The following is a 25,601-nucleotide window of genomic DNA, read 5'->3' as shown; positions in this document are numbered from 1 at the left end:
TCGGCCTTTGATGAGTGCCAACGCCTCATCAGACACCATCACAGTTTACAAAAGGAACATTGACGTGACGCAACTGAGTAGTCGAATCAATCCTCGCAGCGATGAGTTCAAAACCAAACATCAACAGATGGCCAGTGTCGTGGCCGATCTCAAGCTCAAACTCGCTGAAATTGAACAAGGTGGCGGCGCCGTCGCTATGGAACGTCATCTTGCTCGCGGCAAATTGTCGCCTCGCCAGCGCGTCGAGAAGCTACTCGACTCTGGCTCGCCGTTTTTAGAGATATCCCAATTTGCCGCCTATGAGGTGTATGACGAAGTGGTGCCCGCAGCAGGGATCATCGCCGGTATAGGCAGAGTCAGTGGCGTCGAGTGTATGGTGATCGCCAACGATGCCACGGTTAAAGGCGGCACCTACTATCCGCTGACCGTCAAAAAGCATCTGCGCGCGCAAGATATTGCTAAGCGTTGCCACCTGCCCTGTATCTACTTAGTCGATTCGGGTGGCGCTAACCTGCCACGTCAAGATGAGGTGTTCCCCGATCGCGATCATTTTGGGCGTATCTTCTATAACCAAGCACAGATGTCAGCATTAGGCATTCCTCAAATTGCGGTGGTCATGGGCTTGTGCACCGCAGGTGGCGCTTACGTGCCAGCCATGGCCGATGAGTCCATTATCGTTAAAGAGCAAGGCACTATCTTCTTGGCTGGCCCACCATTAGTTAAGGCGGCAACCGGTGAAGAGGTGTCGGCAGAAGAGCTTGGCGGCGCCGAAGTACACACCAAAATATCTGGCGTTGCCGATCACTTGGCCCAAAACGATGAGCACGCCCTCGAACTTGCCCGTAAAGCCATGACACGTCTCAATCACAACAAACAGATTGAAAGCTTATTAAGCCCAGCCAAACCACCTAAATTTGATATTAATGAGCTCTACGGCATTGTCGGCACAGATCTGAAGAAGCCATTCGATGTCAAAGAGGTGATCGCCCGTATCGTCGATGACTCAGATTTCGATGAGTTCAAGGCGAACTATGGCGCGACACTCGTGTGCGGTTTTGCCCGTATTCATGGCTATCCCGTGGGTATTGTGGCCAACAACGGCATCTTATTCTCTGAGTCGGCGCAAAAAGGGGCTCACTTTATCGAGCTTTGTTGTCAGCGCAAGATCCCGCTGCTGTTCCTGCAAAATATCACCGGCTTTATGGTGGGTAAAAAATACGAACATGAAGGCATAGCCAAACACGGCGCTAAGATGGTCACCGCGGTCTCTTGTGCCAACGTGCCTAAATTTACCGTGATTATTGGCGGCAGCTACGGCGCGGGTAACTACGGTATGTGCGGTCGAGCCTTTGAACCCACCATGATGTGGATGTGGCCAAATGCGCGCATCTCTGTGATGGGCGGTGAACAAGCCGCTGGCGTATTGGCTACCGTTCGCCGTGATGGACTCACGCGTAAAGGCCTTGAGTGGTCAAGCGAGGATGAAGCGGCGTTTCGCGCGCCAATCGTCGAGCAATATGACAAAGAGGGTCACCCTTACCATGCCAGCGCTCGCCTTTGGGATGATGGCATTATCGATCCAGCCCAAACACGCGATGTTGTCGGCTTAGCCTTGTCTGCCGCCCTAAATGCCCCAGTTCAAGAAACCAAGTTTGGTGTGTTCCGCATGTAAGCGGCCATCAACTTCGATTTCTTAACTTAGGCAGAGGATGCAAACATGACCGACAAGACAACACTAGACACTCAATTTCAATACCTCAGCTGCGCCCTAAACAATGGCGTCGGCGAGATGGTGCTTAACCGCGCCGACAAACATAACGCCTTCGATGAGGTGATGATTAGCGAGATGATCGCAGCACTGGATAGTTTTGCTAGCAATGACGATTGCCAAGTCTTAGTGCTCAAGGCCAATGGCAAAAACTTTAGCGCTGGCGCCGATCTTAACTGGATGCGCAAACAAGCCATGATGGATTTTGAGCAAAACTTGGCCGATGCCAATGAGCTCGCCACCTTGATGCATACATTGGATAAGTTCCCTAAACCGACTATTGCGCTGGTACAAGGAGCTGCCTTTGGTGGCGCACTAGGCCTTATCTGCGCAAGCGATATCGCGATCGCCAACGAGCGCGCCAGCTTTTGCCTAAGCGAAGTCAAGCTTGGATTAATTCCCGCAGTGATCAGCCCTTACGTGGTACGCGCCATGGGGCAACGCGCCTCACGCCGCTACATGCTCACCGCCGAGCGTTTTAATGCAGAAACAGCGTTAAAGCTCAATGTTATCCATGAGATAGCTGATGATCTCGACGCTGCAGCAGCACCCATTATCGCCGCCCTGTTAAGCAATAGCCCACAAGGTATGGCATGGGTAAAAACCTTGTTGTCACGCTTAGAAGATGGCGTTATCGATGACGATACATTGAGCTACACCAGTGAGCGCATCGCCCGTATTCGTGTATCTGATGAAGGTCAAGAGGGGCTAAATGCCTTTTTCGATAAACGTAGCCCAGATTGGAAAGCGATATGAACACCACAATGAATAATGACCCTATTGCCAAGCCAAGCGCGGGAGTTCGCTAACATGTTTACTAAACTACTGATTGCCAACCGCGGCGAAATTGCTTGTCGCATTATCAAGACCGCCAATGCCATGGGGGTAAAAACTGTCGCCCTCTATTCCGATGCCGATAAAGACGCGCGTCATGTGGCGATGGCCGATGAGTCTTTCTACTTAGGCGGTAGCGCACCGAGTGAGTCATACCTAAAAGGCGATCTGATCCTAGAGATCGCAAAGCGCAGCGGCGCTCAGGCCGTTCATCCGGGTTATGGCTTTCTATCTGAAAATGCCTACTTTGCACGCCAGTGTGAACAAGCTGGCATCGCCTTCATTGGCCCAGGCGCCGACGCCATCGATGCCATGGGCAGCAAAAGTGCGGCTAAGATCATCATGGAAAAAGCCAATGTGCCATTAGTACCGGGCTACCACGGTGACGACCAAAGTGATGCAACCTTACTTCAAGCCTCGAAAGAGATAGGCTTTCCGCAACTGATCAAAGCGGCCTATGGCGGCGGTGGTAAAGGGATGCGAATCGTCGAGTCTGAAAAGGAAGCGCTGGGCGCGATTAACTCAGCCCGCCGTGAAGCGGCATCTTCGTTTGGTAACGATAAATTATTGATTGAGCGCTACTTAAGACAGCCTCGTCATGTCGAAGTGCAAGTGTTTGCCGACACTCAAGGCAACTGTATCTACCTCTCCGACCGTGACTGCTCCATTCAACGTCGCCACCAAAAAGTGGTCGAGGAGGCTCCAGCACCGGGTTTAACGGACAGCCTTCGTCGTGCCATGGGTGAAGCAGCCGTTGCTGCCGCTAAAGCGATTGATTATGTCGGCGCCGGTACGGTCGAGTTTCTACTCGACACCCATGCTACCGACGAGGCAAGTAGCTTCTATTTTATGGAGATGAATACCCGCTTGCAGGTTGAGCATCCCGTCACCGAGATGGTTACAGGCCAAGACTTAGTCAAATGGCAGCTAATGGTGGCCAGTGGCAGTGAGTTACCACTGAAGCAAGATGAAGTGCGTATTCACGGTCACTCGTTTGAAGCGCGTATTTACGCCGAAGATCCGCAAAATGCGTTTTTACCTGCTAGCGGTAAGCTGAACTTCTTGCGCGAGCCCGAGCAAAGCCGCTATGTGCGTATCGACTCAGGCATTCGTGAAAACGATGTGATCAGTAACTTTTACGATCCCATGATCGCGAAATTAATTGTATGGGACGAGTCTCGTCCACGGGCACTGCAACGCTTAGTGCACGCACTTGAGTCTTATCAAATTAGCGGTCTGAAACATAATATCGAGTTCTTAGCGAATATCACCGAACATCAAGCCTTTAGTGATGCCAACTTTAGCACCGATTTTATAGAGCGTTACGGTGACACCTTAATTGGTACTAACTTAGATGCTGAGAGCAGCAAAGAGCAAAATAGCGCCCTCGCCTTTGCTGCCCTATACCACCTTTGTGCCCAAAAAGAGCTGGCAAAACTCACCGCCACCAATAGCAATGATCCCTACTCTCCTTGGGGCCAAGTGAGTGGTTTTAGGCTTAACCGCAGCGGTGTTCACCAGCTCACCCTGCTGGACGACCAACATCAAATACAGCACTTAACCCTCAGCCAAGTGGGTGATAGTTATTATCTCAATTTTAACGATCAAACACTGACGCTCAGCGGTGAGCTTAAACAAGATCTGCTGCACGCGGAGATTAATGGTCATAAGAGCAAGATCCCTGTGAGCCGAGAAGGTGATGATTTTACGCTGTTTTTACCCTCTGGCAGCTATCATTACCGCGCGATTCAAACTGAAATTGTTGAAGACCAAGGTAGCATCGAAGATAAACTTAAAGCCCCCATGAATGGCACTATCGTGACCCATCTTGTTGCAGTAGGCGATAAGGTTGAACAAGGCCAAGGCTTAATGGTGATGGAAGCGATGAAGATGGAATACACCATAGAAGCACCGTTTAATGGCACAGTTACCGCCTTCTTCTTTGAGCCTGGCGAGCTGGTCAGCGATGGCGCAGTGCTTGCCGATGTCAGCGCTAGTGAGGAGGCTTAATCATGTCCACTAGCCTTGGCAGATACCCAAGTAAGGTAAGCCTTTTTGAGGTTGGCGCCCGCGATGGCCTGCAAAACGAGCAAGCAGTCACTACGGCTGACAAGCTTATCCTTATCGACCAGTTAGCCGTGGCTGGGCTAAAACGCATCGAGGCGGGCAGCTTTGTGTCACCGAAATGGGTGCCGCAAATGGCCGATTCAGCGGATATTTTTAAGCGGCTCAATAAACGCAGTGGCGTAGTCTACAGCGCGCTTACACCCAATTTAAAAGGGCTGGAACTTGCGCTTGACGCTGGCGCAGACGAAGTGGCCATCTTTGGCGCCGCTTCACAGAGCTTCAGCCAGCGTAATATCAACTGTTCAATTGAAGAGTCTATCGAGCGTTTTATCCCAGTGATAGAGGCTGCTAAAGCCAAAAACATCGCCGTACGCGGCTATGTATCTTGTGTTCTAGGCTGTCCCTATGAAGGTGATATTGCCGTAAGTGAAGTCGCGAGAGTGGCAGAACTTCTTTACAAAATGGGCTGCTATGAGATCTCACTCGGCGACACTATCGGTGTTGGCACGCCAGTTAACGCCCGTAAAATGGTGGAGGCGGTAGCGCAGAAAGTCCCCATAGATAAACTGGCGCTGCATTTTCATGATACTTATGGCCAAGCACTGGCTAATATTCTCGCCTGTTTAGAAACGGGCGTAAGCGTTATCGACAGCTCGGTCGCAGGTCTGGGGGGATGCCCTTATGCCAAAGGCGCATCGGGTAACTTGGCGACAGAAGATCTGGTTTACATGCTGCACGGTTTAGGCATAGAAACAGGCGTTGATTTACCAAGCTTAATAGAGGCGGGCAATACGATTAGCCGAGCGCTGGGCAGAACCAGTGGCGCAAAAGTAGCCCTCGCGCTGACCGAATAACTTAAGGCGCGACTAGAAGAAAAGATGCTCGGCGCCTAGCCTAGCACCTCTCACAGGAGATAATAATAATGGCAGGACTCAATAAGCTGGTTAGCAGCTACGAAGCAGCATTACACGGCCTTGAAGACAACATGACCGTCATGGTCGGTGGATTTGGATTGTGTGGTATTCCTGAAGGACTCATTGCTCAAATGGTTAAAATGGGCACGACTGGACTCACTGCGATTTCAAACAACGCTGGCGTCGATGACTTTGGTTTAGGCTTGCTACTCAAGAGCCGTCAGATCAGCACCATGATCGCCTCTTATGTGGGTGAAAACGCCACTTTTGAGCAGCAGATGCTCTCTGGCGAACTCAATGTTATCTTGACGCCTCAAGGTACATTAGCGGAAAAAATCCGCGCGGGCGGCGCAGGTATCCCCGCATTCTTTACCGCCACAGGTTATGGCACCCCCGTCGCTGAAGGCAAAGAAACACGCGAAATCGATGGTCGTCACTATGTATTAGAACCAGCACTGAAAGCAGATTTTGCCTTAGTCCGCGCCTGGAAAGCCGATACCATGGGTAACTTGGTGTTCCGTAAAACCGCCGCTAACTTCAACCCTATGATGGCCACCGCGGGTAAGATTACCGTGGTAGAAGCCGAGCATATCGTTGAGCCGGGGGAACTCGACCCAGATCATATCCATACCCCAGGTATCTATGTCGATCGCGTGATCCAAGGCACGTTCGAGAAGCGCATCGAGCAACGTACCGTCAAAGCAGCCACTAAATAGGAGGAAACACCATGGCGTTATCAAGAGAACAACTAGCACAACGTGTTTCCCAAGAGCTACAAGATGGCTTTTACGTCAATTTAGGCATTGGTATTCCCACCTTAGTCGCTAACTATATTCCCGATGGGATGGCAGTGATGCTGCAATCGGAAAACGGCCTGCTTGGCATGGGCGAATTCCCAACGGAAGAGACCATAGATGCGGATCTAATTAATGCGGGTAAACAAACGGTAACGGCAGTACCGGGCGCATCTTTTTTCTCATCGGCCGAGAGTTTTGCGATGATCCGTGGCGGTCATGTGGATCTAACCGTGCTTGGCGCTTTTGAAGTCGATGTTAATGGCTCAATCGCCTCTTGGATGATCCCAGGCAAACTAATCAAAGGCATGGGCGGTGCCATGGATTTAGTAGCTGGCGCGGACAATATCATCGTCACCATGATGCATGCCGACAAATACGGTAACTCAAAGTTACTGCCTAAATGCGAGCTACCGCTCACAGGTTATGGCTGTATTAAACGGGTATTGACCGATTTGGCTTTTGTCGAGATTAAAGATGGCGCCTTCCATCTACTGGAGCGCGCACCAGGGGTGAGTGTCGAAGAGATCATTGAGAAAACGGCGGGTAAGCTAATCGTGCCAGAGCATGTACCTGAGATGGTGTTTTAGGATCTAAATGCCTACTCTAATAGTTACAGGTCTAAGAGTTACAGCTTAAAATCCCCTACAAAAAAGGTTACCTCGCGAGGTAACCTTTTTATGAGTGCTGGATCAGTGAAACTGATTAGTCCCACAAAAACTCGCGAAAGTGTTTACGGCATACAGACTCATAACTTTCGTTACCACCAATAGCCACCTGTTCACCCTCTTTCATTGGTTTACCTTCACCATCTAGGCGCACCACCATATTGGCCTTACGACCACAATGACAAATGGTTTTTAACTCGACTAACTTATCGGCCCAGGCAAGCAAATATTGGCTACCACTAAATAACTCACCTTGGAAATCGGTTTTCAGGCCATAACACAGAACGGGAATATCTAAAATATCCACCACATAGGTTAACTGCTTTACCTGCTCTTTACTGAGAAACTGTGATTCGTCGATTAAGATACAGTGTAAATGTTGTTCTTGATGGGCGCTCATTATCATCGAGGATAAATTATCGCTAGCACTGAACACTTGAGCGTCAGTTTCAATCCCGATACGTGACGCCACTTTACCAATGCCATAGCGATCGTCAATCGACGCTGTCATCACCAAAGTGTGCATACCGCGCTCGCGATAATTATAAGATGACTGAAGTAAAGAGGTCGACTTACCTGCGTTCATCGCAGAGTAGTAAAAATAGAGCTGCGCCAACTGAGTTATTCCTATGATTATTTTGAGCGCAGATTTTAACACTAATTAATCGTGTTTCGTAGCTATAAACTAACCCAATTTGCGCTCTTGTGAGCTAGAAAACATCCCAGACTCTTCCCTCGCAAAGCCAAATAATGGTATTGTTGCCCATTACATTTGAGTAAAACAACTTAGCAAACTTATCGTCATTTCAGACAATTTTAACCCAGCTTTGCTACGTTGGACGTGTATAAATAATAACAAAACAACAATTGAAGGTTTTTATAAACATGCGCAAAACATTACTTGCTGCGTCAATCGCGGCCACCATTGCCCTTACAGGCTGCTCACTCAATGAAACTCAAGCGCCTGCTGCCGCAGCGGTGCAAACTCAAAACCCATTAATGCAAGCCAGTTCGCTGCAATACCAAGCGCCCGATTTTAACATCATCAAAGATGAACATTTTCAGCCCGCACTAGATCAAGGTATCAAAGAGCATTATCAACAAGTACTCACGATTGCCAATAATAGCGCGGCGCCGACATTTGAAAACACCATAGTTGCATTAGAAACCAGTGGCGAACTGCTGAACCGTGCTTCAAAGGTGTTCTATAACTTAGCGGGTACAGATAGCAACCCAACACTGCGCAAAATCCAAGGTGAAATGGCGCCTAAAATGGCCGCTCATTCCGATAATATTCACCTTAACGCGCCATTATTTGCCCGTATCGACAGCCTCTATCAACAGCGCAATAGCTTAGGTTTGACGAATGAAGAAGTGCGTCTTATCGAGGTTTATCACCAACGCTTTGTGATGGCTGGTGCCAAATTGACCGATGAGCAAAAAGCAAAAATTCGCGTCTTAAATGAAGAACAATCGACACTGACCAATGAATTTAGCCAGCGCCTAATGCGCCTGACCAAAGAGATTGCGGTGGTTATTGATGATGTCAATCAATTAGCGGGCTTGTCTGACAGTGAAATTCGCGCTGCTAAAGCCGATGCAGCGGCTCAAGGCCATGAAGGCAAATACCTGCTTAGTATCACCAATACTACGCGCCAACCTGTATTAGCTAAACTTGAAAACCGTCAGTTACGCCAACGAGTATGGCAAGCCTCATCAACTCGAGGGATGAGTGGTGAAAACGAAACCGCTTCACTTGTTGCTCGCCTCGCACAACTTCGCGCCGAACGCGCTGAGTTGCTAGGTTACAAGAGCTGGGCTGACTATCGCCTAGCACCGCAAATGGCTAAAAATCCCGAAGCGGTTTACCAAATGTTTGGCTCTATGGTGCCAGCTGTTGTCGCTAACACTCAAAAAGAAGCCGACGATATTCAGGCGATGATCAATAAAACCGGTGGCGATTTTACTCTAGCGCCATGGGATTGGGCCTTTTACGCCGAAAAGGTACGTCAAGAAAAGTTTAATCTTGATGAAAGCTCTATCAAGCCTTATTTCGAGTTCAATCGAGTATTGACTGACGGCGTATTTTTCACGCTTGAATCGCTTTACGGCGTCACCTTTAAGCCGCGCCCCGATCTTCCTGTGTATCATGAAGATGTAAAAGCCTATGAGATGTTTGATGCAGATGGGACTTCGATGGCTATTTTCTACGGCGATTACTTTGCCCGTGAAGGTAAGCGTGGCGGTGCATGGATGAGCTCATTTGTAGCACAATCAAAACTGCTCAACAGTAAGCCGGTTGTCGTTAACGTGATGAACATCAAAAAGGCACCAGAGGGTGAAGCCACTTTTGTGAGCTACGATGAAGTGACCACTATGTTCCACGAATTGGGCCATGGTACTCACGGCATGTTCTCTAAGGTCACCTACCCTAGCCTTTCAGGCACTGCGGTCTCGCGTGATTTTGTCGAGTTCCCATCAACCTTCGAAGAAGATTGGGCTGCCCATCCAAAAGTGTTAGCTAACTATGCTAAACACTATGAGACAGGTGAAGTGATCCCTGATGAACTGCTGCAGAAATTACTTAAATCACGCAGCTTCAATCAAGGTTTCGATACGCTGGAGTATATGGCAGCCGCATTAGTAGATTTAGAGTGGCATTCACTACCTGCAGACGCACCATTACAAGATGTAGCGAGTTTCGAAGCTAAAGCGCTGGAAAAACATGGCATCAATATCGCTGCCGTTCCACCACGTTACAAATCCACTTATTTTGCTCATGCCTTCCCAGGTGGATATTCAGCTAGCTATTATGCCTACATGTGGAGTGAGATCTTAGCGGCAGATGCTTTTGCTTATGTACAGACCCAAGGTGGTCTAAATCGCGACATTGGCATGAAGTACCGCAAGACGATACGCGAAGTGGGCAACAGCGTGCCACCGATGGAAGCCTACAAAGCATTCCGAGGGCAAGCGCCTACAACAGAAGCGCTACTTAAGCGACGCGGTTTAAACTAAAGCAACTCATGCAACGCCCATAAAAATGCCGCTATGATTAGCGGCATTTTTTATCACTGATTTCGCCTTAGCGGCTCATGATTATATCGTTGGTTTAGCAGCTTGATAGCGAAGTACAACCACACTTATCACAAACAGCACACTACTGGCACCTAAGCCTGCAGCCAGCGATTCGGTAAAGCCGAGCACCACATAGCCACCTAAGCTTATCCCTGCCACAATAAGCGCGTAAGGTAGCTGAGTTAATACATGGTCAATGTGATGACAATTAGCGCCTGTTGACGACAAAATAGTGGTATCGGAGATCGGTGAGCAATGATCGCCAAATACCGCACCCGCTAATACTGCAGCCAGCATGGGAAGCATCATATTGGTGTGCGTGCCCATGGCCATATCGGCGGCAATCGGCAACATGATGCCGAACGTGCCCCAGCTAGTCCCCGTTGAAAACGCGGTCAATCCGGCCAGAATAAATAATACCGCAGGCAGTAACGCAAAGGGGATATTACCTGTGGCTAGGCTGGCCATATATTTACCCGTTTCCATCTGACCAATCACACCGGCAATGGTCCAAGCAAACAGTAAGATATAGATAGCAGGTAACATAGAACGTGCACCTGCTATCATCCCTTTAAGGATTAATGATTTATCTAAACCTTGACTGAGAACTAACAGCAATGTGGCCACTAGGCCAATGATCGCCCCAAAAAACAGTGATGAAGCCACATCGGTTTTTTCAAAGGCGCCAATTAAGGTAAATGGCAAGTTATCCGCGGCTAACGCGTCTGCTCCGCTGCTGACCATATAATAGATAGTGGCGCCAACGAGTACTGTGATGGGTAAAAATAGCCCTGATATTTTACCCGAATCGGCCTCAGGCAGATCGCTATTGGCTCCAGGTGGTAATCCTTTAGACTCATCATAAAGATGACCTTTTTGGGCGTTAAGCTCATGCTGACGCATCGGGCCAACATCGAGCCCCATAAAGGCGACACACAATAGGAGTAACAGCGCAAAGATAGCGTAGAAGTTCATCGGGATCATCTGAATGAACACGCTTAGATGCCCTGTATCAGCAAAACCATGTGCCGTTAAAATGCCGCCAATCAGCGCAATAATATATGCCCCCCAACTCGACACGGGTGAGATAACACAGATAGGCGCTGCGGTCGAATCCAGCAGGTAGGCCAATTTACTGCGTGAAATGTAATAGCGATCGGTTAACGGACTCTGCCACGCTGCCGACAACTAAGCTATTAAAATAATCGTCAATAAATACCACGCAACCTAAAAACATGGTCAATAGCTTAGCATCACGTTTATTGCGAATATGCTGACGTGCCCAATTGGCAAACGCCTTAGCAGCGCCGCTGACAGTGATCAATGCGGTGATCATCCCCAACAAGATAAGGAACCCAAGCAGATAGACATTCCAACTATTGAGGGCGCCATCGGCCCAAAATAACCCCGTCACCTGCTTAGCGAGATATTGTCCCGTGTCACCGAAGGAATAATCGGTGATAAGCACAGCCCCAAGTAGGATCCCCACCCCAAGCGAAAGTAATACTCGACGAGTAAAAATCGCCAGCAAAATAGCCACCACAGGGGGCAGCAAGGAAAGCGCCGAATCGGCGTAACTCAAAGTCGTCATTGTTTTATATTGTCTTCGTTAAATTACGAATGGAGGGCAACTGAACTGGTGGGATATAGCAAAAGATATTACACCTGTCCTATCAGTAGCGCTCCATAGTGATACCAGTTGTCGGTATACCTTCTTTTTATCATTCCGGATAAAAAGCACTATGGCAGTGCTGCCTCTATTCGATGACAGCCCCAGCAGTGAGCTTTGATGAACTCGACCACTTCGGCATTAAATCCTTTCCTATTCGCTGTACGGCATCACCCTAACGAATACTACTAATATTTAATGCACCTCTACGTCTCAGGACGCCTGACCAATTTCACTATCGGCAGGCGTGACGCACATAGAAACACAAGCGGCTTTAAGGATGCTACCTCAAAGCCGGCCAACGTGATCCATATCACACTAAGTTTTAAATGAACACCAAGATATTCACCAAGTGTTTACAACTTACTAAAGAAGCTCTACTAACTTAGGTACTGCATCAAACAGATCCGCTTCTAAACCATAATCGGCCACTTGGAAAATAGGCGCCTCTGGATCCTTGTTGATGGCCACAATCACCTTAGAGTCTTTCATCCCTGCCAAGTGTTGAATCGCGCCCGAAATACCAACAGCAATGTACAGATCTGGGGCAACAATCTTACCGGTTTGCCCAACTTGCAGATCGTTAGGCACATAGCCCGCATCTACTGCTGCACGAGATGCCCCTAAAGCCCCCCCCAGTTTATCGGCAAGTTGCTCTAACATTGCAAAATTCTCAGCACTGCCCATTGCACGACCGCCCGACACCACAACCGATGCCGCGCCTAAATCTGGGCGCTCTGATTCGGTCAATGTTTGTGAAACAAATTCAACATTACTGGTAAAAACACCACCAAGGGTCTGCTCGGCTGCCGCGCCATCATTACTCACAGCGTCAAATGCACTCACGCGCACCGTCATCACTTTGATGGCATCTACACTCTGCACGGTAGCCATGGCACTGCCTGCATAGATTGGCCGAACAAAGGTATCTTCACTGACAACTTCAACCACTTCAGACAGTTGCGACACATCAAGTAAGGCTGCTACGCGCGGTAAAACATCTTTACCTAAACTCGATGCTGAAGCCAAAATATGTTGATAATCGTTGGCGATAGAGACCACTAGTGCCCCTAAGTTCTCGGCGATACCGTGGGCATAAGCCGCATTGTCTGCCACTAATACACTGCGCACACCGCTCAATTGCTTAGCAGCCTCGACCACTGGTGCACAGTTTTCACCTGCGACTAATAAGTCTACATCGCGACCAATTTGTTGTGCACACGAAACCACTTTAGCCGTGTCTAGTTTTAAACTCGCGTTATCATGTTCTGCTATTACTAGAATCGCCATTAGATCACCTTCGCTTCATTTTTTAGCTTTTCAACCAGCTCCTCAACAGAAGCCACCATCACGCCCGCCTTACGCTGTGCAGGTGGAGTGACTTTTAGTACGGTTTGATGTGACTTTAGCTCAACACCAAGACTCTCGACCGTTATTGTCTCTAGTGGTTTACGTTTCGCTTTCATGATATTGGGTAATTTGGCGTAACGAGGCTCATTTAAACGTAGATCTGTCGTAATGATGGCTGGCAGTGGCATTTTCAGCGATTGTAGTCCGCCGTCAATTTCACGTGTCACCAAGACAGTTTCTCCCTCAACCTTCACCTCAGAAGCAAAAGTCGCTTGTGGCATGCCTGCCAATGCTGCCAGCATCTGACCTGTCTGATTGTTATCGCCATCAATAGATTGCTTGCCCAGTAAAATAAGCTGTGCTTGCTCTTGAGTCTGAATCGCATTGAGTAACTTGGCAATCGACAGCGGTTCAAGTGCTTCGTCGGTTTCCACATGCACACCACGATCAGCGCCTAACGCCATAGCGGTGCGCAATTGCTCTTGTGCAGCCTTAGGGCCTATGGTTGCCACGACGATTTCAGTGACAATACCCGCTTCTTTTAACCGAACCGCTTCTTCTACAGCAATTTCACAAAATGGGTTAATCGCCATTTTAAGATTTGCGGTATCGACATTGCTATTGTCAGCATTCACCCTGACTTTCACATTGGCATCGACGACGCGTTTAACTGGCACCAATACTTTCATAAGGCTTCCTTCTTACCATCTTTTTATGTTGAATAAAAAAGTGCATAGCAAAACTATCACAAACTTAAGCCACTTTACGTGCTGTTGACGTTAACGTCAACAAGAACGCAACGAGAAATCTACAAACAGAAAATGACAACAAAACACCAATATAAAAGTGATTACGTTCACTTTTTCATATCAATTTTAATGCAATTTGGCTCTGCATTAATAAAATTACAATATATAGCAAAATAATTATTTAATTCGTTTGATTAAGCGGATATTAGTTTCTATTATTATCAGTGATAAGCCTATTTACAATTATATTTAAGCAGGACACCAATAATATGAGCGAATTTCTAGATATATTGACACACGGCCGTCGTTTTAAAGCTGCGGTAAAAGAGTTATCTGTAGAAGATTTAAAAGATGTCGCTAGCAAACTAGAAAAGATTATTACCGAAAAAGAGAAGCAGGCAGAAGAAGAAAGCGCTGCGATGGCTGAGCGTAATGCCAAAATTGAAGAGATCCGTCTTCAGATGGAAGCCGTCGGTTTATCGGTTGATGATTTAGGCGCTGTTGCGGTTAAAACTGCTCCTAAAAAACGCGCACCACGTCCGCCTAAATATAAAATCGAAGTCGATGGTGAAACCATCACTTGGACTGGACAAGGCCGCACGCCAACCGTATTTAAAAACGAACTAGAAAAAGGCCGCAGCTTAGAAGAGTTTCTGATCTAGTAAGTTGCGATATCGCCAGAATAGATACCTATATTGACTCTGGCAATACATAACAAAGCCAACACTTGATGTGTTGGCTTTGTTGTAATCAGGGTCAACTTTAAGTGAAAGCTAATATTAATCTCTCCTCTATGATATCTAGACTAGATAGATTAACTCTACTTAGTATCTCCTGATTGACTCGTTAACGATTTAACTGTCCCATTTAGTCTTACATCTTATCGCCCTATCTCCATATCAATACCACTGCGACAAAAATGACTTTGAGTCGCGGTAATATAGTGTTCCCCACTTAACAAGAAAAGATAAGCAATTGATAAGTAGAGGTAAAACACTTAAGCGATGACGACTAAAGCTCCGTTAAACTTATGCTGCGTTCTACACAACTGAATATGCCGAATACAAATACAGCAAGAGCAAATTACATTGCTAACGGCATTGTGCAAGTTCAATTAACTGATAACTTCCACATTTAACTTAGGTTAAGGACAGACTACATATCCTTGTTATCGATACCGTAGTAAAGACGGTTTATCTTTAATATGAATAGCCTAAATTCATTATACTTTGATGACTGAAATACTGAACATAAGTCACTCTCTGCAAGTATTTCACAGCAAATAGCTATCCACTATAATGACCCGCGATAACGATCCCCAAATGCCGATTCATCAGTCCTTAGCCCCAACAACAACTCTCCATTGATGAAGTATCATCTAATTGCGAAAGTACAAGCGTTTTAATACACGCATAAAAATGAGGGGGATATCGTTAATTATGATTTGTAGTCATTATGGTTAGTATAGTTACTTGAGTGCCAGTGCATCGCGTCTAACACTCGCGACATGTCACTCAACAACAAGGTCGTATTGTTTACCAATATTCACCCCTAAACAAAGAGCTTTAAGCAGTAAATCAAACTTATTTTTCACCCCAGAGATACAGTGACTAGGTTATTGGTGATGCTCATAGCCATTAGTTTATTTCCTGCTTTCAAAGCCAATGACTCCCTATTTCATTCAACTCAATGATGATGGTTCAAGTATTGACTAAAACTGCAGCTGTTAATCTTGTTTACCCATGACTAAGACTACAAGGTAGCATCGTTCCTCGTAGGCCAAAAACCGTTTACTCCTGCCAATATTAAACTATCACCAATAACCGTTTTAACGAATATTCAACCAGAGCCAACATCAAAGAAACATGTACACTTGGGAACGAAGAGCACTATTATAATGGTATTTATAGTCAACTCATTTATCCCGTTCATAAAAGACACCTGCGATGCTCGATGCTGAAAAAACGGATTATGGTGTTTACTGTCGCTACACAGTACGCTGGTGCATCATTAGGCATAAAACCTAACCACCCTAAGCACAGATTGACTCGTTAAGGATATTTACCACACTCATTTATGCCAGTGTATTTCCCTTATCGTTAAATAGATGGCAACAATCACCAACTACAACTTTATCAAGCGTCACTAAAGCGGTAGTATTTCCCTCTTAAACAGTACAGTGTGAATGGCGAATTTACACTGTACAGCCTCAACATAAACAGGCCTTTAGCATGAAAAAGATGACCCTTACCCTATTTGCTTTGCTCCTTGCTGGTTGCGCCAGTGAATACACTTTTAATAGCAATTTAGATGGCCAAGCCATTAACGACTATTTTAAAGTGGGAGAGGTTACCCTCTATCAAGAGGGAACTGAGCCAACAGTGCCTTATGAACTTAAAGGTATGGTCGAGGGCGAGTCTTGCCAAGAACGTTCAAATGATGCGCCTGCATCATTAAGTGCAGCACGCACCGCAGCGCGCTACGCCGCCGCCGATAAAGGTGCCAATGGTCTGATCATTAAACGGTGTGTGATGTTTGACCAACCCAGCAAAACCTGCGTAACTCAAACCCTGTGCGTAGGCCAAGCAATTCTGACTCAAACCAACACAGACAAATAAAACCAAGGCATGAACCAACGTAAGCTTAAGCCTATTGCATCAGGCTTAAGCTCCCCTAACCGATGAAGCCAAGCTTCATATTATCTTACGCTTAACCGAGCGAGTAGAATGACTTTTAGCAGCAAAATTCAGGCTGTGGCCATCTGCCACACCCCTTATAAACAAAAATTTGGCATTCCAAGACAACCAGGATTGGTGAGTGCCGCTAGAGGGTTTGTCGAACTACAACCTCCATTTAATCATATCGATACCGTGCGTGGATTAGAGCAATACTCGCATATTTGGCTGCTATTTAGCTTTCATGAAAACTTAGCTCAAGGCTGGAAAACCACAGTTAGACCGCCAAGATTAGGCGGCAATGAAAAGCTAGGGGTGTTTGCCACCCGCTCCACGTTTCGCCCTAACGGCATCGGGCAATCAGTAGTGAAACTGCATGGGATCCACCAGCAAAAAGGCAAAGTGATGCTTGAGATCTCGGCGATGGATCTGCTCGATGGAACTCCTATCATAGACATTAAGCCTTACATCCCTTTTTCAGATGCGATTGATGATGCCCAAGGCGGGATCGCCCATGATGCGCCAGTGTTAGCCAAGGTGCATTTTACCGATACCGTGCAGCAGCAACTGAGCCATTACCAACAAAGCCAGTATCCTAACCTGCAAGCCATTATTGAAGGAGTACTAGCCCAAGATCCACGCCCAGCTTATAAAAAAGCCAAGGCCGATCCCAAGCAATATCAGGTGGCGCTCTACGATTTAGATATTCTATGGCGAGTGATAGATGGTTCTATTCACGTGGAGGCGATCCGCCCTTCAAATGCGCAAAAAATCCGTTTAGATGACTAACCATGACTGACGCTATCGATTATCAAGCCCAGCACAAACAGCGTCTCGCTTACATGCCTTGGCTCTATTTTTCACTTAAGCCGAAACATTTAAGCTGGGCTCAACCCTGGCAAGCAGCCATTCAACAGCACCTGATGGCGGTTGAAACCGTTAGCATAGGTGAGCACTGCTTTATTGCGCCACAGGCGCAGCTGTTTGCTGAGCCGGGACGCGATATTATTATTGGCGATCAATGCATGATAGCCGCCGATTGTTTTTTACATGGGCCGATCATTTTAGGTCGCGAGGTGGCGATCAATCACGGCTGCTCGCTCGATGGTGGACGTGGCAAAATTATTATTGGCGACCAAACCCGCATCGCCAATAACGTCACCATTTACGCCTTTAATCATGGCATGTCGCCCACCATGCCCATCTACCAGCAAAATGCCCACTCAAAGGGCATCGTTATCGGCAAAGATGTATGGATAGGTGCTCAAGCCGGCATCGTCGATGGTGTCACGATTGGCAACTGCGCCGTGGTCGGCATGGGCTGTATCGTCACTAAAGATGTGCCTGATTATGCAATTGTGGCGGGTAATCCGGCTAAGGTCATTGGCGACAGAAGAGATAAAGCCTAATCGCGCAATCATTACGGCTCAATAGCACACTCAATAGCACACAATAAAATAAAAAAAATCCGATGACCAATGGCATCGGATTTTTTATTGCCAAACGGTTTACACCGTCCGCATGTTATTTAGTGCCGAAAATTTTATCACCAGCATCACCCAAACCTGGCAAGATATAACCTTGCTCGTTGAGGCAATCATCGATAGATGCAGTAAATAGCTCGATATCAGGGTGGGCTTTCTCTAGTGCTGCAACACCTTCTGGTGCAGCGACTAACACTAGGGCCTTAATTGAAGTGCAACCACGGGCTTTTAACAAGTCGATAGTGGCGATCATTGATCCGCCCGTTGCCAACATAGGGTCGACCACAAGCGCGATACGCTCATGCATGTTGCTGGCTAATTTTTCAAAGTAAGTCACAGGTTGCAAGGTTTCTTCGTCGCGGTAAAGACCCACTACTGAGATACGCGCACTCGGTACGTGCTCAAGTACACCATCCATCATGCCTAAGCCTGCACGTAAAATAGGTACTACAGTGACTTTTTTACCTTTGATTTGATCGATTTCAACTGGACCATTCCAACCGTCGATAGTCACTTTTTCAGTTTCAAAGTCTGCGGTCGCTTCATAGGTTAATAAGCTTCCTACTTCTGCTGCTAACTCGCGAAAACGCTTAGTACTAATATCCCCTTCACGCATTAATCCAATTTTATGACGGACCAAAGGGTGTTTAACTTCGACTACTTTCATCGTTTTCTCCTGATGCATATTTGTGTTTTTTGAGCAAATTGCACCGATTTTAGTAGATTTGTCCAAATTGGAAAACATAAAGTTTTATAAACACGGTAAATCGTGAGCTAAGTCCGTTTCAATATTCAAAATCATCACTTTCGAGCGCCTCCACAAACTGATAGAATGCGGCGCATAAAAATCCAATAACGATGTACCCGAGAGGATCCTCCGTGAGCACTCCTACCCAACTAAGCTATAAAGACGCAGGTGTTGATATCGACGCAGGCAACGCCCTGGTAGACAATATCAAATCTGCTGTAAAACGTACCCACCGCCCAGAAGTTATGGGCAACCTTGGTGGCTTTGGTGCCCTTTGCGAGCTACCAACTAAGTACAAACATCCAGTTCTTGTTTCTGGCACCGATGGTGTAGGTACCAAGCTTAGACTGGCCATCGATTACAAAAAACACGACAGTGTCGGCGTTGATTTAGTTGCCATGTGTGTAAACGATTTAATCGTTGCTGGCGCAGAGCCACTTTTCTTCCTCGACTACTACGCCACTGGCAAACTGGATGTTGCAACGGCAACCTCAGTCGTCAATGGTATTGCCGAAGGTTGTGCTCAATCAGGTTGTGCCTTGATCGGTGGTGAAACCGCCGAAATGCCTGGCATGTATGAAGGCGAAGATTACGATCTTGCTGGATTCTGTGTCGGTGTAGTTGAAAAAGAAGACGTGCTAGATGGCTCTAAAGTGGTCGCCGGTGATGCACTTATCGCTTTAGGTTCGAGCGGTCCGCACTCAAATGGTTACTCGCTTATTCGTAAGGTGCTTGAAGTAAGCCAAGCCGATCCTCAGCAAGACCTTGATGGTAAGCCGCTTATCGATCACCTACTCGAGCCGACCAAAATTTACGTTAAGCCGCTGCTTAAGCTGCTTGAGCAAAATGACATCCACGCTATGGCACACATTACTGGCGGCGGATTCTGGGAAAATATCCCACGCGTACTGCCTAATGATGCCAAAGCTGTGGTTAAAGGTGATTCTTGGCAGTGGCCAACCGTGTTCAACTGGTTAATGGACAATGGCAACATCGCTGAATTTGAGATGTACCGTACCTTTAACTGTGGCGTGGGCATGATTATCGCCTTGCCACAAGATCAAGTAGACAGTGCTTTACGTTTGCTAAAAGCTGAAGGTGAAAACGCTTGGCTAATCGGTGACATTGCTAGCCGCAATGGCGACGAAGAGCAAGTGGAGATCATCTAATGCCCCAGTGCTGTCGCGTATTAGTTTTAATCTCAGGTAATGGCAGTAATTTACAAGCCGTTATCGATGGCTGTGATGACAATGTACATGCCGAAGTCGTTGGTGTTATCAGTAATAAACCCGATGCTTATGGCCTTGTACGTGCCCATCACAGTGAGATAGATACCAGTTGTGTGATAGCGTACCAAGGTGAAACCCGTAGCGATTATGATATTCGCCTGAAGCAAGCTATTGATAAGTATCAACCCGATCTTATCGTACTGGCAGGCTTTATGCGGATATTAACCGATGAGTTTGTGCAGCAATTTGAGGGGCGAATGATCAATATTCATCCCTCTTTACTCCCCAAATACACCGGGCTACACACCCACCAGCGGGCAATCGATGCCGGTGACAGTCAGCACGGTGCCAGCGTGCATTTTGTCACACCTGAGCTCGATGCTGGACCGGTTATTTTGCAAGCCAAAGTGCCGATTTACCCAGAAGATGATGCCACAACCCTTGCCGAGCGCGTTCATGAGCAAGAGCATGCTATCTATCCACTCGTGGTTAAATGGTTTAGTCAAAACCGCCTAATCATGAAAGATGGCGCTGCCTATCTCGACAGTAAACCGCTCGATGTTATGGGCTATGCCGCCGATTAACGGGCCATAGCTAACAGCATAAATAACAAAGAGACCTCAGGGTCTCTTTTTTTACTTGCACGTAATCCCAGGCAATCTTTGCTAGACCACTTAAAGAATTGGCCTGTGAGTATTGTTTTTACTGCTTAATTGGTTTTAGATGGAGAGGAGTTAATTTCTGCTAGCCACATGGAAGCAAAGATGAAAAATGTAATTTGCGATATCGATGGTGTATTACTGCATAACAACAAGCTTATCCCGGGAAGTGATATCTTTATAGAGCGGATCCTAGAACAGGGCAATCCGTTAGTCATCCTCACCAACTATCCCGTACAAACCGGTAAAGATCTGCAAAACCGCCTCGGCGCTGCTGGCATCAATGTTCCAGAAGCCTGTTTTTACACTTCGGCCATGGCCACTGCTGACTTTCTTAAGCATCAATCGGGTGATAAAGCCTATGTCATTGGTGAAGGTGCCTTGACTCACGAGTTATACAAAGCCGGCTTTACCATTACCGACATTAATCCTGACTTTGTGATTGTTGGTGAAACTCGTTCATACAACTGGGACATGATCCATAAAGCCGCACAGTTTGTGGCTGGTGGAGCTCGTTTTATTGCCACTAACCCAGACACTCACGGCCCAGCCTATAGCCCTGCCTGTGGCGCCTTGTGTGCACCGATTGAACGCATCAGCGGCCGTAAACCTTTTTGCGTCGGTAAACCCAGCTCGTGGATCATCCGCAGTGCACTCAACCACATCAATGGCCACTCTGAAAACACGGTTATCATCGGTGATAACATGCGCACCGATATCTTAGCTGGGTTCCAAGCAGGTCTCGAAACCATCTTAGTGACCAGCGGTGTCAGTCAGCTCAAAGATATCGAAAAAGAGCCCTTTAGGCCTAACCATATTTTTGACTGCGCCGGTGACATCGACGTTATCTAATCAATCAACCCATAGTCATAAAGCGTAACATTTTAATCAGATGGCTCACTTGCTAAAGTGTGCCATCTTCCCCATCATGTCCCAGCAGTAATATTGAGCGCCACTGACATTATTCATGTCAACTCACACCACTTAGAACCATAATGATCGCGCTCAATAAAGCTCAAACTACCGTCATAAATAACAATAAAAATAGGATATGAGATGCGATTACTCCTGCCCGCATGCGCGCTGATAATACTCAGCGCCTGTAGCCAAAACCCGACAGAGATACACACTGCGTTAAACACGCCAGAGTTTAACGAAACGCGATTTCGTCAAGATATCCAAACCCTGTCATCAGACGCCTTTGAAGGTCGAGCGCCAACCACGCGTGGTGAGCAACTCACGTTAGACTATCTCAGTACCGCCTTTGCCTCGGCTGGACTCATTGGGGCGAACGATGGCAGTTATCTGCAATCTGTACCTATGGTGAGCTATACCGCCAGCGAACAGCAACAAGTTAGCCTTGCAGGTATCACAATGCATTATCGTCAAGACATAGTGCTTAGCAGTCGCCACGATAACCAACAAGTGAATATCAAGGATGCCCCACTGGTTTTTGTCGGCTATGGTATCAACGCGCCAGAATATCAATGGAACGATTATCAAGGAGTTGATATGCGCGGAAAAATCGCGCTGATCTTAGTCAACGATCCTGGTTTTGCCCTACCCGATTCGGGGAAATTTACTGGCAAAGCCATGACCTACTATGGTCGCTGGACCTATAAATTTGAAGAGGCTAGCCGCCAAGGTGCACTGGGCGCCATTATAGTGCACGATACCCAGCCCGCGGCTTACCCTTGGTCTGTGGTAGAAAATAGCTGGACCGGCGCTCAACAAGATTTAGTATTAGACAGCGCCACTCAAGCACAGCGCGTACAAGTTGAGGGCTGGATAACCCAAACAAACGCCAAGGCACTGTTTGACGCCGCGGGGTTATCGCTAGCCACATTAACTGACCGCGCCGCAAGCGGCCCCATCAATGTGGCACTGGACAAAACTGCCGATATCGCCTTTGCCAATCAAGCCACATACACTAACAGCTATAACGTGGTCGCCACGCTTCCGGGCAGCCAAGCTAAGGCTGAGCAGATCCTCTTCACTGCCCACTGGGATCATATCGGCGTCGATGCCAGTAAAGGGGGTGACCAAATATACAATGGCGCCTTAGATAACGCTTCAGGCATTGCTGGCATATTGGAAATTGCCCGCCAATTTGCCAAACAAGCGAGTGAGGGCAGCCCCTTGCAGCGTTCGTTAACCTTTGTCGCCACCACAGGTGAAGAGCAAGGTCTGCTTGGTTCTCGTTATTATGCTGCTAATCCACTCTACCCTTTAACAAACACTGTGGCGGTATTTAACTTAGATAGCACCAACATTTATGGCCGCACCAGTGATTACACCATAGTAGGTAAAGGTAAATCAGAACTGGAAAGCTATCTTGCAACCGCAGCTAGTACTCAGCAACGTATCGCAGTTAGCGAGTCCCGTCCTGAAGCTGGTGGCTTTTTCCGCTCTGATCACTTCAGCTTCGCCCAATATGGTGTACCAGCCGTCTTTGCCGGTGGAGGTAATGACCCTGCCGATGAAGCGTCTAAAGCCTACCGTGCATCAATGAAAGAAAAGATGAAAGGCTGTTATCACAATGTGTGCGATGAATACCGTGCCGATTGGGATCTTTCTGGCGCGCTGCAAGATTTAGGCGTCTACTATCAGGCAGCACAAACGCTTGCTAATAGTGACGACTGGCCCGGTTACTACCCGGGCACTGAGTTTCACCATTTACGCCCAGCCAAGACCCAGGCAGCCAACACGCCGCAAAGGCCAGAAAATGTAACAGCCCAAGGCATGCAGTAATGCTAGTGGCTTAGGCCACAGACTCACTCACGCTTACTGACATGTTTCAACTCACTAGATTGTCAAAGGCTTCTCATTGAAGCCTTTGCTGTATAGATAATCATCACACCATACAAATAGCTCATTTACCCATCAACATTGGCCATAACATCATAAACTGCGAGTCAATTTAAGATTGTCAAAATCTCGGCATCAAAAAACCGATCCAAATAGTGATTAACCACAAAAATCGCCATTAAAATAAACAATCATCATTTTACACCCCAAACAACCATGCAAATAGTCACTAAAAAACCTATAAAACCGACGTTTTACTAAAAAATAGGTTTGGCAAATCGATAAAATGCTGTCAAAGTGATTGGCAATTGAGGTTAAGTGAGTTTTTGGGAGTTTTTGTTATGTGTTCAATATTCGCCATTTTAGATATTCAGTCCGATGCGACTCCACTACGTCAAGTGGCACTAGAGATGTCCAAACTACTGCGCCATCGTGGTCCTGATTGGTCAGGGATCTACAGCAGTGATAAGGCCATTTTAGCCCATGAGCGTTTAGCCATTGTCGATATCGAACATGGCGCACAGCCACTGTTATCTGACGATGAAACGCTTATTCTTGCCGTCAACGGTGAGATCTATAACCACAAAGAACTCAAAGCTGAATTAGGCGATAAGTACAGCTATCAAACCAACTCAGATTGCGAAGTGATTTTGGCACTATACCAAGAATATGGCAGCGCATTTTTAGATAAATTAAACGGTATTTTTGCTTTCGTACTGTACGACAAAACCCAAGATACCTATTTAATTGGTCGCGACCATATGGGGATCATTCCGCTATACACCGGCCGCGACGCAGAAGGTAACTTCTATATCGCATCTGAAATGAAAGCACTAATGCCTGTGTGTAAAACCGTGGAAGAATTTAAGCCGGGCCACTTACTGACCCCAGCAGGTTACGAGCAGTACTATCAGCGTGATTGGCAATCTTTTAGCGCAGTAGAGCACAACGACGCCAGCGTCGATGAGCTACGCGATGCCCTCGAAGCTGCTGTAAAGCGTCAGCTGATGTCTGATGTGCCCTATGGCGTATTGCTATCGGGTGGATTAGATTCATCAATCATCTCAGCTATCACCCAAACCTTTGCTAAACGCCGCATCGAAGATGATGGCGAGTCCGATGCATGGTGGCCACAGTTACATTCATTTGCTGTGGGGCTCGAAGGCGCGCCGGATCTGCTGGCGGCTAAAAAAGTGGCCGATGCCATTGGCACCATACATCATGAGATCACCTTTACCTTCCAAGATGGATTAGATGCGATTAAAGATGTGATCTACCACCTTGAAACCTATGATGTCACCACCATTCGCGCAGCCACGCCAATGTACTTAATGGCTCGTAAAATCAAAGCTATGGGAATAAAAATGGTATTGTCAGGTGAAGGCGCCGATGAGCTATTTGGCGGTTATCTTTACTTCCATAAAGCGCCTAATGCCCAAGCCTTCCATGAAGAGTTAGTGCGTAAATTGGACAAGCTACACCTATTTGACTGCCTACGCGCCAATAAGGCCATGGCGGCCTGGGGGCTCGAGGCTCGCGTGCCGTTTCTTGATAAAGAGTTTATCGATACCGCCATGCGCATCAACCCTGAAGCTAAAATGTCAAAAGATGGCCGCATCGAGAAACATATTTTACGCCAGGCATTTGAGCACAAACTGCCCAAAGAAGTGGCATGGCGTCAAAAAGAGCAGTTCAGTGATGGTGTAGGTTACTCTTGGATCGATGGTCTTAAAGATCATGCGGCGCAGCAGGTTGACGATCTACAACTGGCTAACGCCAAATTTAGATTCCCATACAACACGCCCGAAACGAAGGAAGCTTACTTCTATCGTTGTTTCTTCGAAGAACACTTCCCACTGCCTTCAGCAGCAGAAACTGTGCCTGGCGGCAAGTCGGTGGCCTGCTCGACGCCTGAAGCGCTGGCTTGGGATGCGAGCTTACAAGGCATCATCGACCCTTCTGGCCGTGCAGTACAGTCGGTACATGAAAGCGCGTATGCTTAAGCGATAAGTATCACATCGCAAACTAAAAAAGAGACCTTAAGGTTAATGCTGATCAGTTAAGCATATAAACGATCAGTTGACCGATCTTTAAAAGGCTTCAAAAT

At 47.1% G+C, this 25,601-nt stretch carries 20 protein-coding genes, 1 pseudogene and 1 riboswitch; of the genes and pseudogenes, 16 read left to right on the top strand and 5 right to left on the bottom strand.

Translation table 11 applies throughout. The features are described from left to right. Window positions 1-64 precede the first annotated feature (64 nt). The 6 genes from AC5YBZ_RS06575 to AC5YBZ_RS06550 all read left to right on the top strand — a co-directional run bounded on the left by AC5YBZ_RS06575 (window position 65) and on the right by AC5YBZ_RS06550 (window position 6,967). The gene (locus tag AC5YBZ_RS06575; protein ID WP_494519506.1) at window positions 65-1,672 is read left to right on the top strand and encodes a carboxyl transferase domain-containing protein; all 1,608 of its coding nucleotides are present in this window, start codon (window positions 65-67) and stop codon (window positions 1,670-1,672) included. A 45-nt stretch (window positions 1,673-1,717) separates the two neighbouring features. Beyond that, window positions 1,718-2,524, top strand: a complete 807-nt coding sequence (locus AC5YBZ_RS06570) for an enoyl-CoA hydratase-related protein (RefSeq protein WP_494519507.1) — start codon at window positions 1,718-1,720, stop codon at window positions 2,522-2,524. A 54-nt stretch (window positions 2,525-2,578) separates the two neighbouring features. Further along, window positions 2,579-4,612: an acetyl/propionyl/methylcrotonyl-CoA carboxylase subunit alpha gene (locus tag AC5YBZ_RS06565; RefSeq protein ID WP_494543591.1), complete on the top strand. Its 2,034-nt coding sequence runs from the start codon at window positions 2,579-2,581 to the stop codon at window positions 4,610-4,612. A 2-nt stretch (window positions 4,613-4,614) separates the two neighbouring features. Beyond that, window positions 4,615-5,523: a hydroxymethylglutaryl-CoA lyase gene (locus AC5YBZ_RS06560; RefSeq protein ID WP_494519509.1), complete on the top strand. Its 909-nt coding sequence runs from the start codon at window positions 4,615-4,617 to the stop codon at window positions 5,521-5,523. Between the two features lie 68 nt (window positions 5,524-5,591). Further along, a complete protein-coding gene (locus AC5YBZ_RS06555; RefSeq protein WP_494519510.1) occupies window positions 5,592-6,299 on the top strand; it encodes a CoA transferase subunit A in 708 nt (235 codons plus the stop codon). Window positions 6,300-6,310: 11 nt separating this feature from the next. Beyond that, the gene (locus AC5YBZ_RS06550; RefSeq protein ID WP_494519511.1) at window positions 6,311-6,967 is read left to right on the top strand and encodes a 3-oxoacid CoA-transferase subunit B; all 657 of its coding nucleotides are present in this window, start codon (window positions 6,311-6,313) and stop codon (window positions 6,965-6,967) included. A 115-nt stretch (window positions 6,968-7,082) separates the two neighbouring features. Here the strand turns inward: AC5YBZ_RS06550 and AC5YBZ_RS06545 are convergent, their stop codons facing one another. Continuing rightward, a complete protein-coding gene (locus tag AC5YBZ_RS06545) occupies window positions 7,083-7,661 on the bottom strand; it encodes a thymidine kinase (RefSeq protein ID WP_494519512.1) in 579 nt (192 codons plus the stop codon). A gap of 269 nt (window positions 7,662-7,930) precedes the next feature. Here AC5YBZ_RS06545 and AC5YBZ_RS06540 point away from each other — a divergent pair, with 269 nt between their 5' ends. Further along, entirely contained in the window at window positions 7,931-10,063 is a 2,133-nt protein-coding gene (locus AC5YBZ_RS06540) for a M3 family metallopeptidase (protein ID WP_494519513.1), read from the top strand. Between the two features lie 81 nt (window positions 10,064-10,144). On the opposite strand, the pseudogene AC5YBZ_RS06535 reads toward AC5YBZ_RS06540, so the two are convergent. The 3 genes and pseudogenes from AC5YBZ_RS06535 to AC5YBZ_RS06525 all read right to left on the bottom strand — a co-directional run bounded on the left by AC5YBZ_RS06535 (window position 10,145) and on the right by AC5YBZ_RS06525 (window position 13,831). Continuing rightward, window positions 10,145-11,714, bottom strand: a pseudogene (locus AC5YBZ_RS06535) (Na+/H+ antiporter NhaC family protein). A 78-nt stretch (window positions 11,715-11,792) separates the two neighbouring features. Beyond that, window positions 11,793-12,009: riboswitch (Lysine riboswitch) on the bottom strand. A 149-nt stretch (window positions 12,010-12,158) separates the two neighbouring features. Continuing rightward, entirely contained in the window at window positions 12,159-13,082 is a 924-nt protein-coding gene (locus AC5YBZ_RS06530) for an electron transfer flavoprotein subunit alpha/FixB family protein (protein ID WP_494519515.1), read from the bottom strand. Next, window positions 13,082-13,831: an electron transfer flavoprotein subunit beta/FixA family protein gene (locus AC5YBZ_RS06525; protein ID WP_494519516.1), complete on the bottom strand. Its 750-nt coding sequence runs from the start codon at window positions 13,829-13,831 to the stop codon at window positions 13,082-13,084. Before AC5YBZ_RS06525 ends, AC5YBZ_RS06530 begins: the two co-directional genes overlap by 1 nt. 329 nt (window positions 13,832-14,160) lie before the next feature. Between AC5YBZ_RS06525 and AC5YBZ_RS06520 the strand changes: the two genes are divergently transcribed. The 4 genes from AC5YBZ_RS06520 (at window position 14,161) to AC5YBZ_RS06505 (ending at window position 17,975) form a co-directional block, all read left to right on the top strand. Further along, window positions 14,161-14,553 (top strand): H-NS histone family protein, encoded by a 393-nt coding sequence (locus AC5YBZ_RS06520; RefSeq protein WP_494519517.1) that lies wholly within the window; start codon window positions 14,161-14,163, stop codon window positions 14,551-14,553. Window positions 14,554-16,122: 1,569 nt separating this feature from the next. Next, the gene (gene rcsF / locus AC5YBZ_RS06515) at window positions 16,123-16,509 is read left to right on the top strand and encodes an Rcs stress response system protein RcsF (protein WP_494519518.1); all 387 of its coding nucleotides are present in this window, start codon (window positions 16,123-16,125) and stop codon (window positions 16,507-16,509) included. Window positions 16,510-16,617: 108 nt separating this feature from the next. Then, the gene (gene tsaA / locus AC5YBZ_RS06510; protein WP_494519519.1) at window positions 16,618-17,355 is read left to right on the top strand and encodes a tRNA (N6-threonylcarbamoyladenosine(37)-N6)-methyltransferase TrmO; all 738 of its coding nucleotides are present in this window, start codon (window positions 16,618-16,620) and stop codon (window positions 17,353-17,355) included. A gap of 2 nt (window positions 17,356-17,357) precedes the next feature. Continuing rightward, window positions 17,358-17,975, top strand: a complete 618-nt coding sequence (locus AC5YBZ_RS06505) for an acyltransferase (RefSeq protein ID WP_494519520.1) — start codon at window positions 17,358-17,360, stop codon at window positions 17,973-17,975. A 115-nt stretch (window positions 17,976-18,090) separates the two neighbouring features. Here the strand turns inward: AC5YBZ_RS06505 and upp are convergent, their stop codons facing one another. Further along, window positions 18,091-18,717, bottom strand: coding sequence for a uracil phosphoribosyltransferase (gene upp, locus AC5YBZ_RS06500; protein ID WP_110456250.1), 627 nt, complete (start codon window positions 18,715-18,717; stop codon window positions 18,091-18,093). Window positions 18,718-18,929: 212 nt separating this feature from the next. On the opposite strand from upp, the gene purM reads away from it, so the two are divergent. From purM to asnB, 5 genes are all read left to right on the top strand, one after another. Next, complete coding sequence (gene purM / locus AC5YBZ_RS06495) at window positions 18,930-19,967, top strand: phosphoribosylformylglycinamidine cyclo-ligase (RefSeq protein ID WP_494519521.1); 1,038 nt, start codon at window positions 18,930-18,932, stop codon at window positions 19,965-19,967. Further along, complete coding sequence (gene purN, locus AC5YBZ_RS06490; protein ID WP_494543590.1) at window positions 19,967-20,611, top strand: phosphoribosylglycinamide formyltransferase; 645 nt, start codon at window positions 19,967-19,969, stop codon at window positions 20,609-20,611. Before purM ends, purN begins: the two co-directional genes overlap by 1 nt. Window positions 20,612-20,791: 180 nt before the next feature. Continuing rightward, on the top strand, window positions 20,792-21,538 hold the full coding sequence (locus AC5YBZ_RS06485; RefSeq protein WP_110456254.1) for an HAD-IIA family hydrolase: 747 nt from the start codon (window positions 20,792-20,794) through the stop codon (window positions 21,536-21,538). A gap of 204 nt (window positions 21,539-21,742) precedes the next feature. Further along, the gene (locus tag AC5YBZ_RS06480; protein ID WP_494543589.1) at window positions 21,743-23,437 is read left to right on the top strand and encodes a M28 family metallopeptidase; all 1,695 of its coding nucleotides are present in this window, start codon (window positions 21,743-21,745) and stop codon (window positions 23,435-23,437) included. Between the two features lie 398 nt (window positions 23,438-23,835). After that, window positions 23,836-25,497 (top strand): asparagine synthase B, encoded by a 1,662-nt coding sequence (gene asnB, locus AC5YBZ_RS06475; RefSeq protein WP_494543588.1) that lies wholly within the window; start codon window positions 23,836-23,838, stop codon window positions 25,495-25,497. Window positions 25,498-25,601: the final 104 nt, after the last annotated feature.

The organism is Shewanella sp. 553 (assembly GCF_059338375.1).
The sequence above is the reverse complement of the archived record's forward strand: the minus strand, read 5'-3'. Positions and strand labels throughout refer to the sequence as shown.

Bases quoted from the DNA above. Each gene is read 5' to 3' on its own strand.
- AC5YBZ_RS06570 (WP_494519507.1), top strand. From the start codon at position 1,718: ATGACCGACAAGACAACACTAGACACTCAATTTCAATACCTCAGCTGC.
- AC5YBZ_RS06565 (WP_494543591.1), top strand. From the start codon at position 2,579: ATGTTTACTAAACTACTGATTGCCAACCGCGGCGAAATTGCTTGTCGC.
- AC5YBZ_RS06560 (WP_494519509.1), top strand. From the start codon at position 4,615: ATGTCCACTAGCCTTGGCAGATACCCAAGTAAGGTAAGCCTTTTTGAG.
- AC5YBZ_RS06555 (WP_494519510.1), top strand. From the start codon at position 5,592: ATGGCAGGACTCAATAAGCTGGTTAGCAGCTACGAAGCAGCATTACAC.
- AC5YBZ_RS06550 (WP_494519511.1), top strand. From the start codon at position 6,311: ATGGCGTTATCAAGAGAACAACTAGCACAACGTGTTTCCCAAGAGCTA.
- AC5YBZ_RS06540 (WP_494519513.1), top strand. From the start codon at position 7,931: ATGCGCAAAACATTACTTGCTGCGTCAATCGCGGCCACCATTGCCCTT.
- AC5YBZ_RS06530 (WP_494519515.1), bottom strand. From the start codon at position 13,082: ATGGCGATTCTAGTAATAGCAGAACATGATAACGCGAGTTTAAAACTA.
- AC5YBZ_RS06525 (WP_494519516.1), bottom strand. From the start codon at position 13,831: ATGAAAGTATTGGTGCCAGTTAAACGCGTCGTCGATGCCAATGTGAAA.
- AC5YBZ_RS06520 (WP_494519517.1), top strand. From the start codon at position 14,161: ATGAGCGAATTTCTAGATATATTGACACACGGCCGTCGTTTTAAAGCT.
- rcsF (WP_494519518.1), top strand. From the start codon at position 16,123: ATGAAAAAGATGACCCTTACCCTATTTGCTTTGCTCCTTGCTGGTTGC.
- tsaA (WP_494519519.1), top strand. From the start codon at position 16,618: ATGACTTTTAGCAGCAAAATTCAGGCTGTGGCCATCTGCCACACCCCT.
- AC5YBZ_RS06505 (WP_494519520.1), top strand. From the start codon at position 17,358: ATGACTGACGCTATCGATTATCAAGCCCAGCACAAACAGCGTCTCGCT.
- upp (WP_110456250.1), bottom strand. From the start codon at position 18,717: ATGAAAGTAGTCGAAGTTAAACACCCTTTGGTCCGTCATAAAATTGGA.
- purN (WP_494543590.1), top strand. From the start codon at position 19,967: ATGCCCCAGTGCTGTCGCGTATTAGTTTTAATCTCAGGTAATGGCAGT.
- AC5YBZ_RS06485 (WP_110456254.1), top strand. From the start codon at position 20,792: ATGAAAAATGTAATTTGCGATATCGATGGTGTATTACTGCATAACAAC.
- AC5YBZ_RS06480 (WP_494543589.1), top strand. From the start codon at position 21,743: ATGCGATTACTCCTGCCCGCATGCGCGCTGATAATACTCAGCGCCTGT.
- asnB (WP_494543588.1), top strand. From the start codon at position 23,836: ATGTGTTCAATATTCGCCATTTTAGATATTCAGTCCGATGCGACTCCA.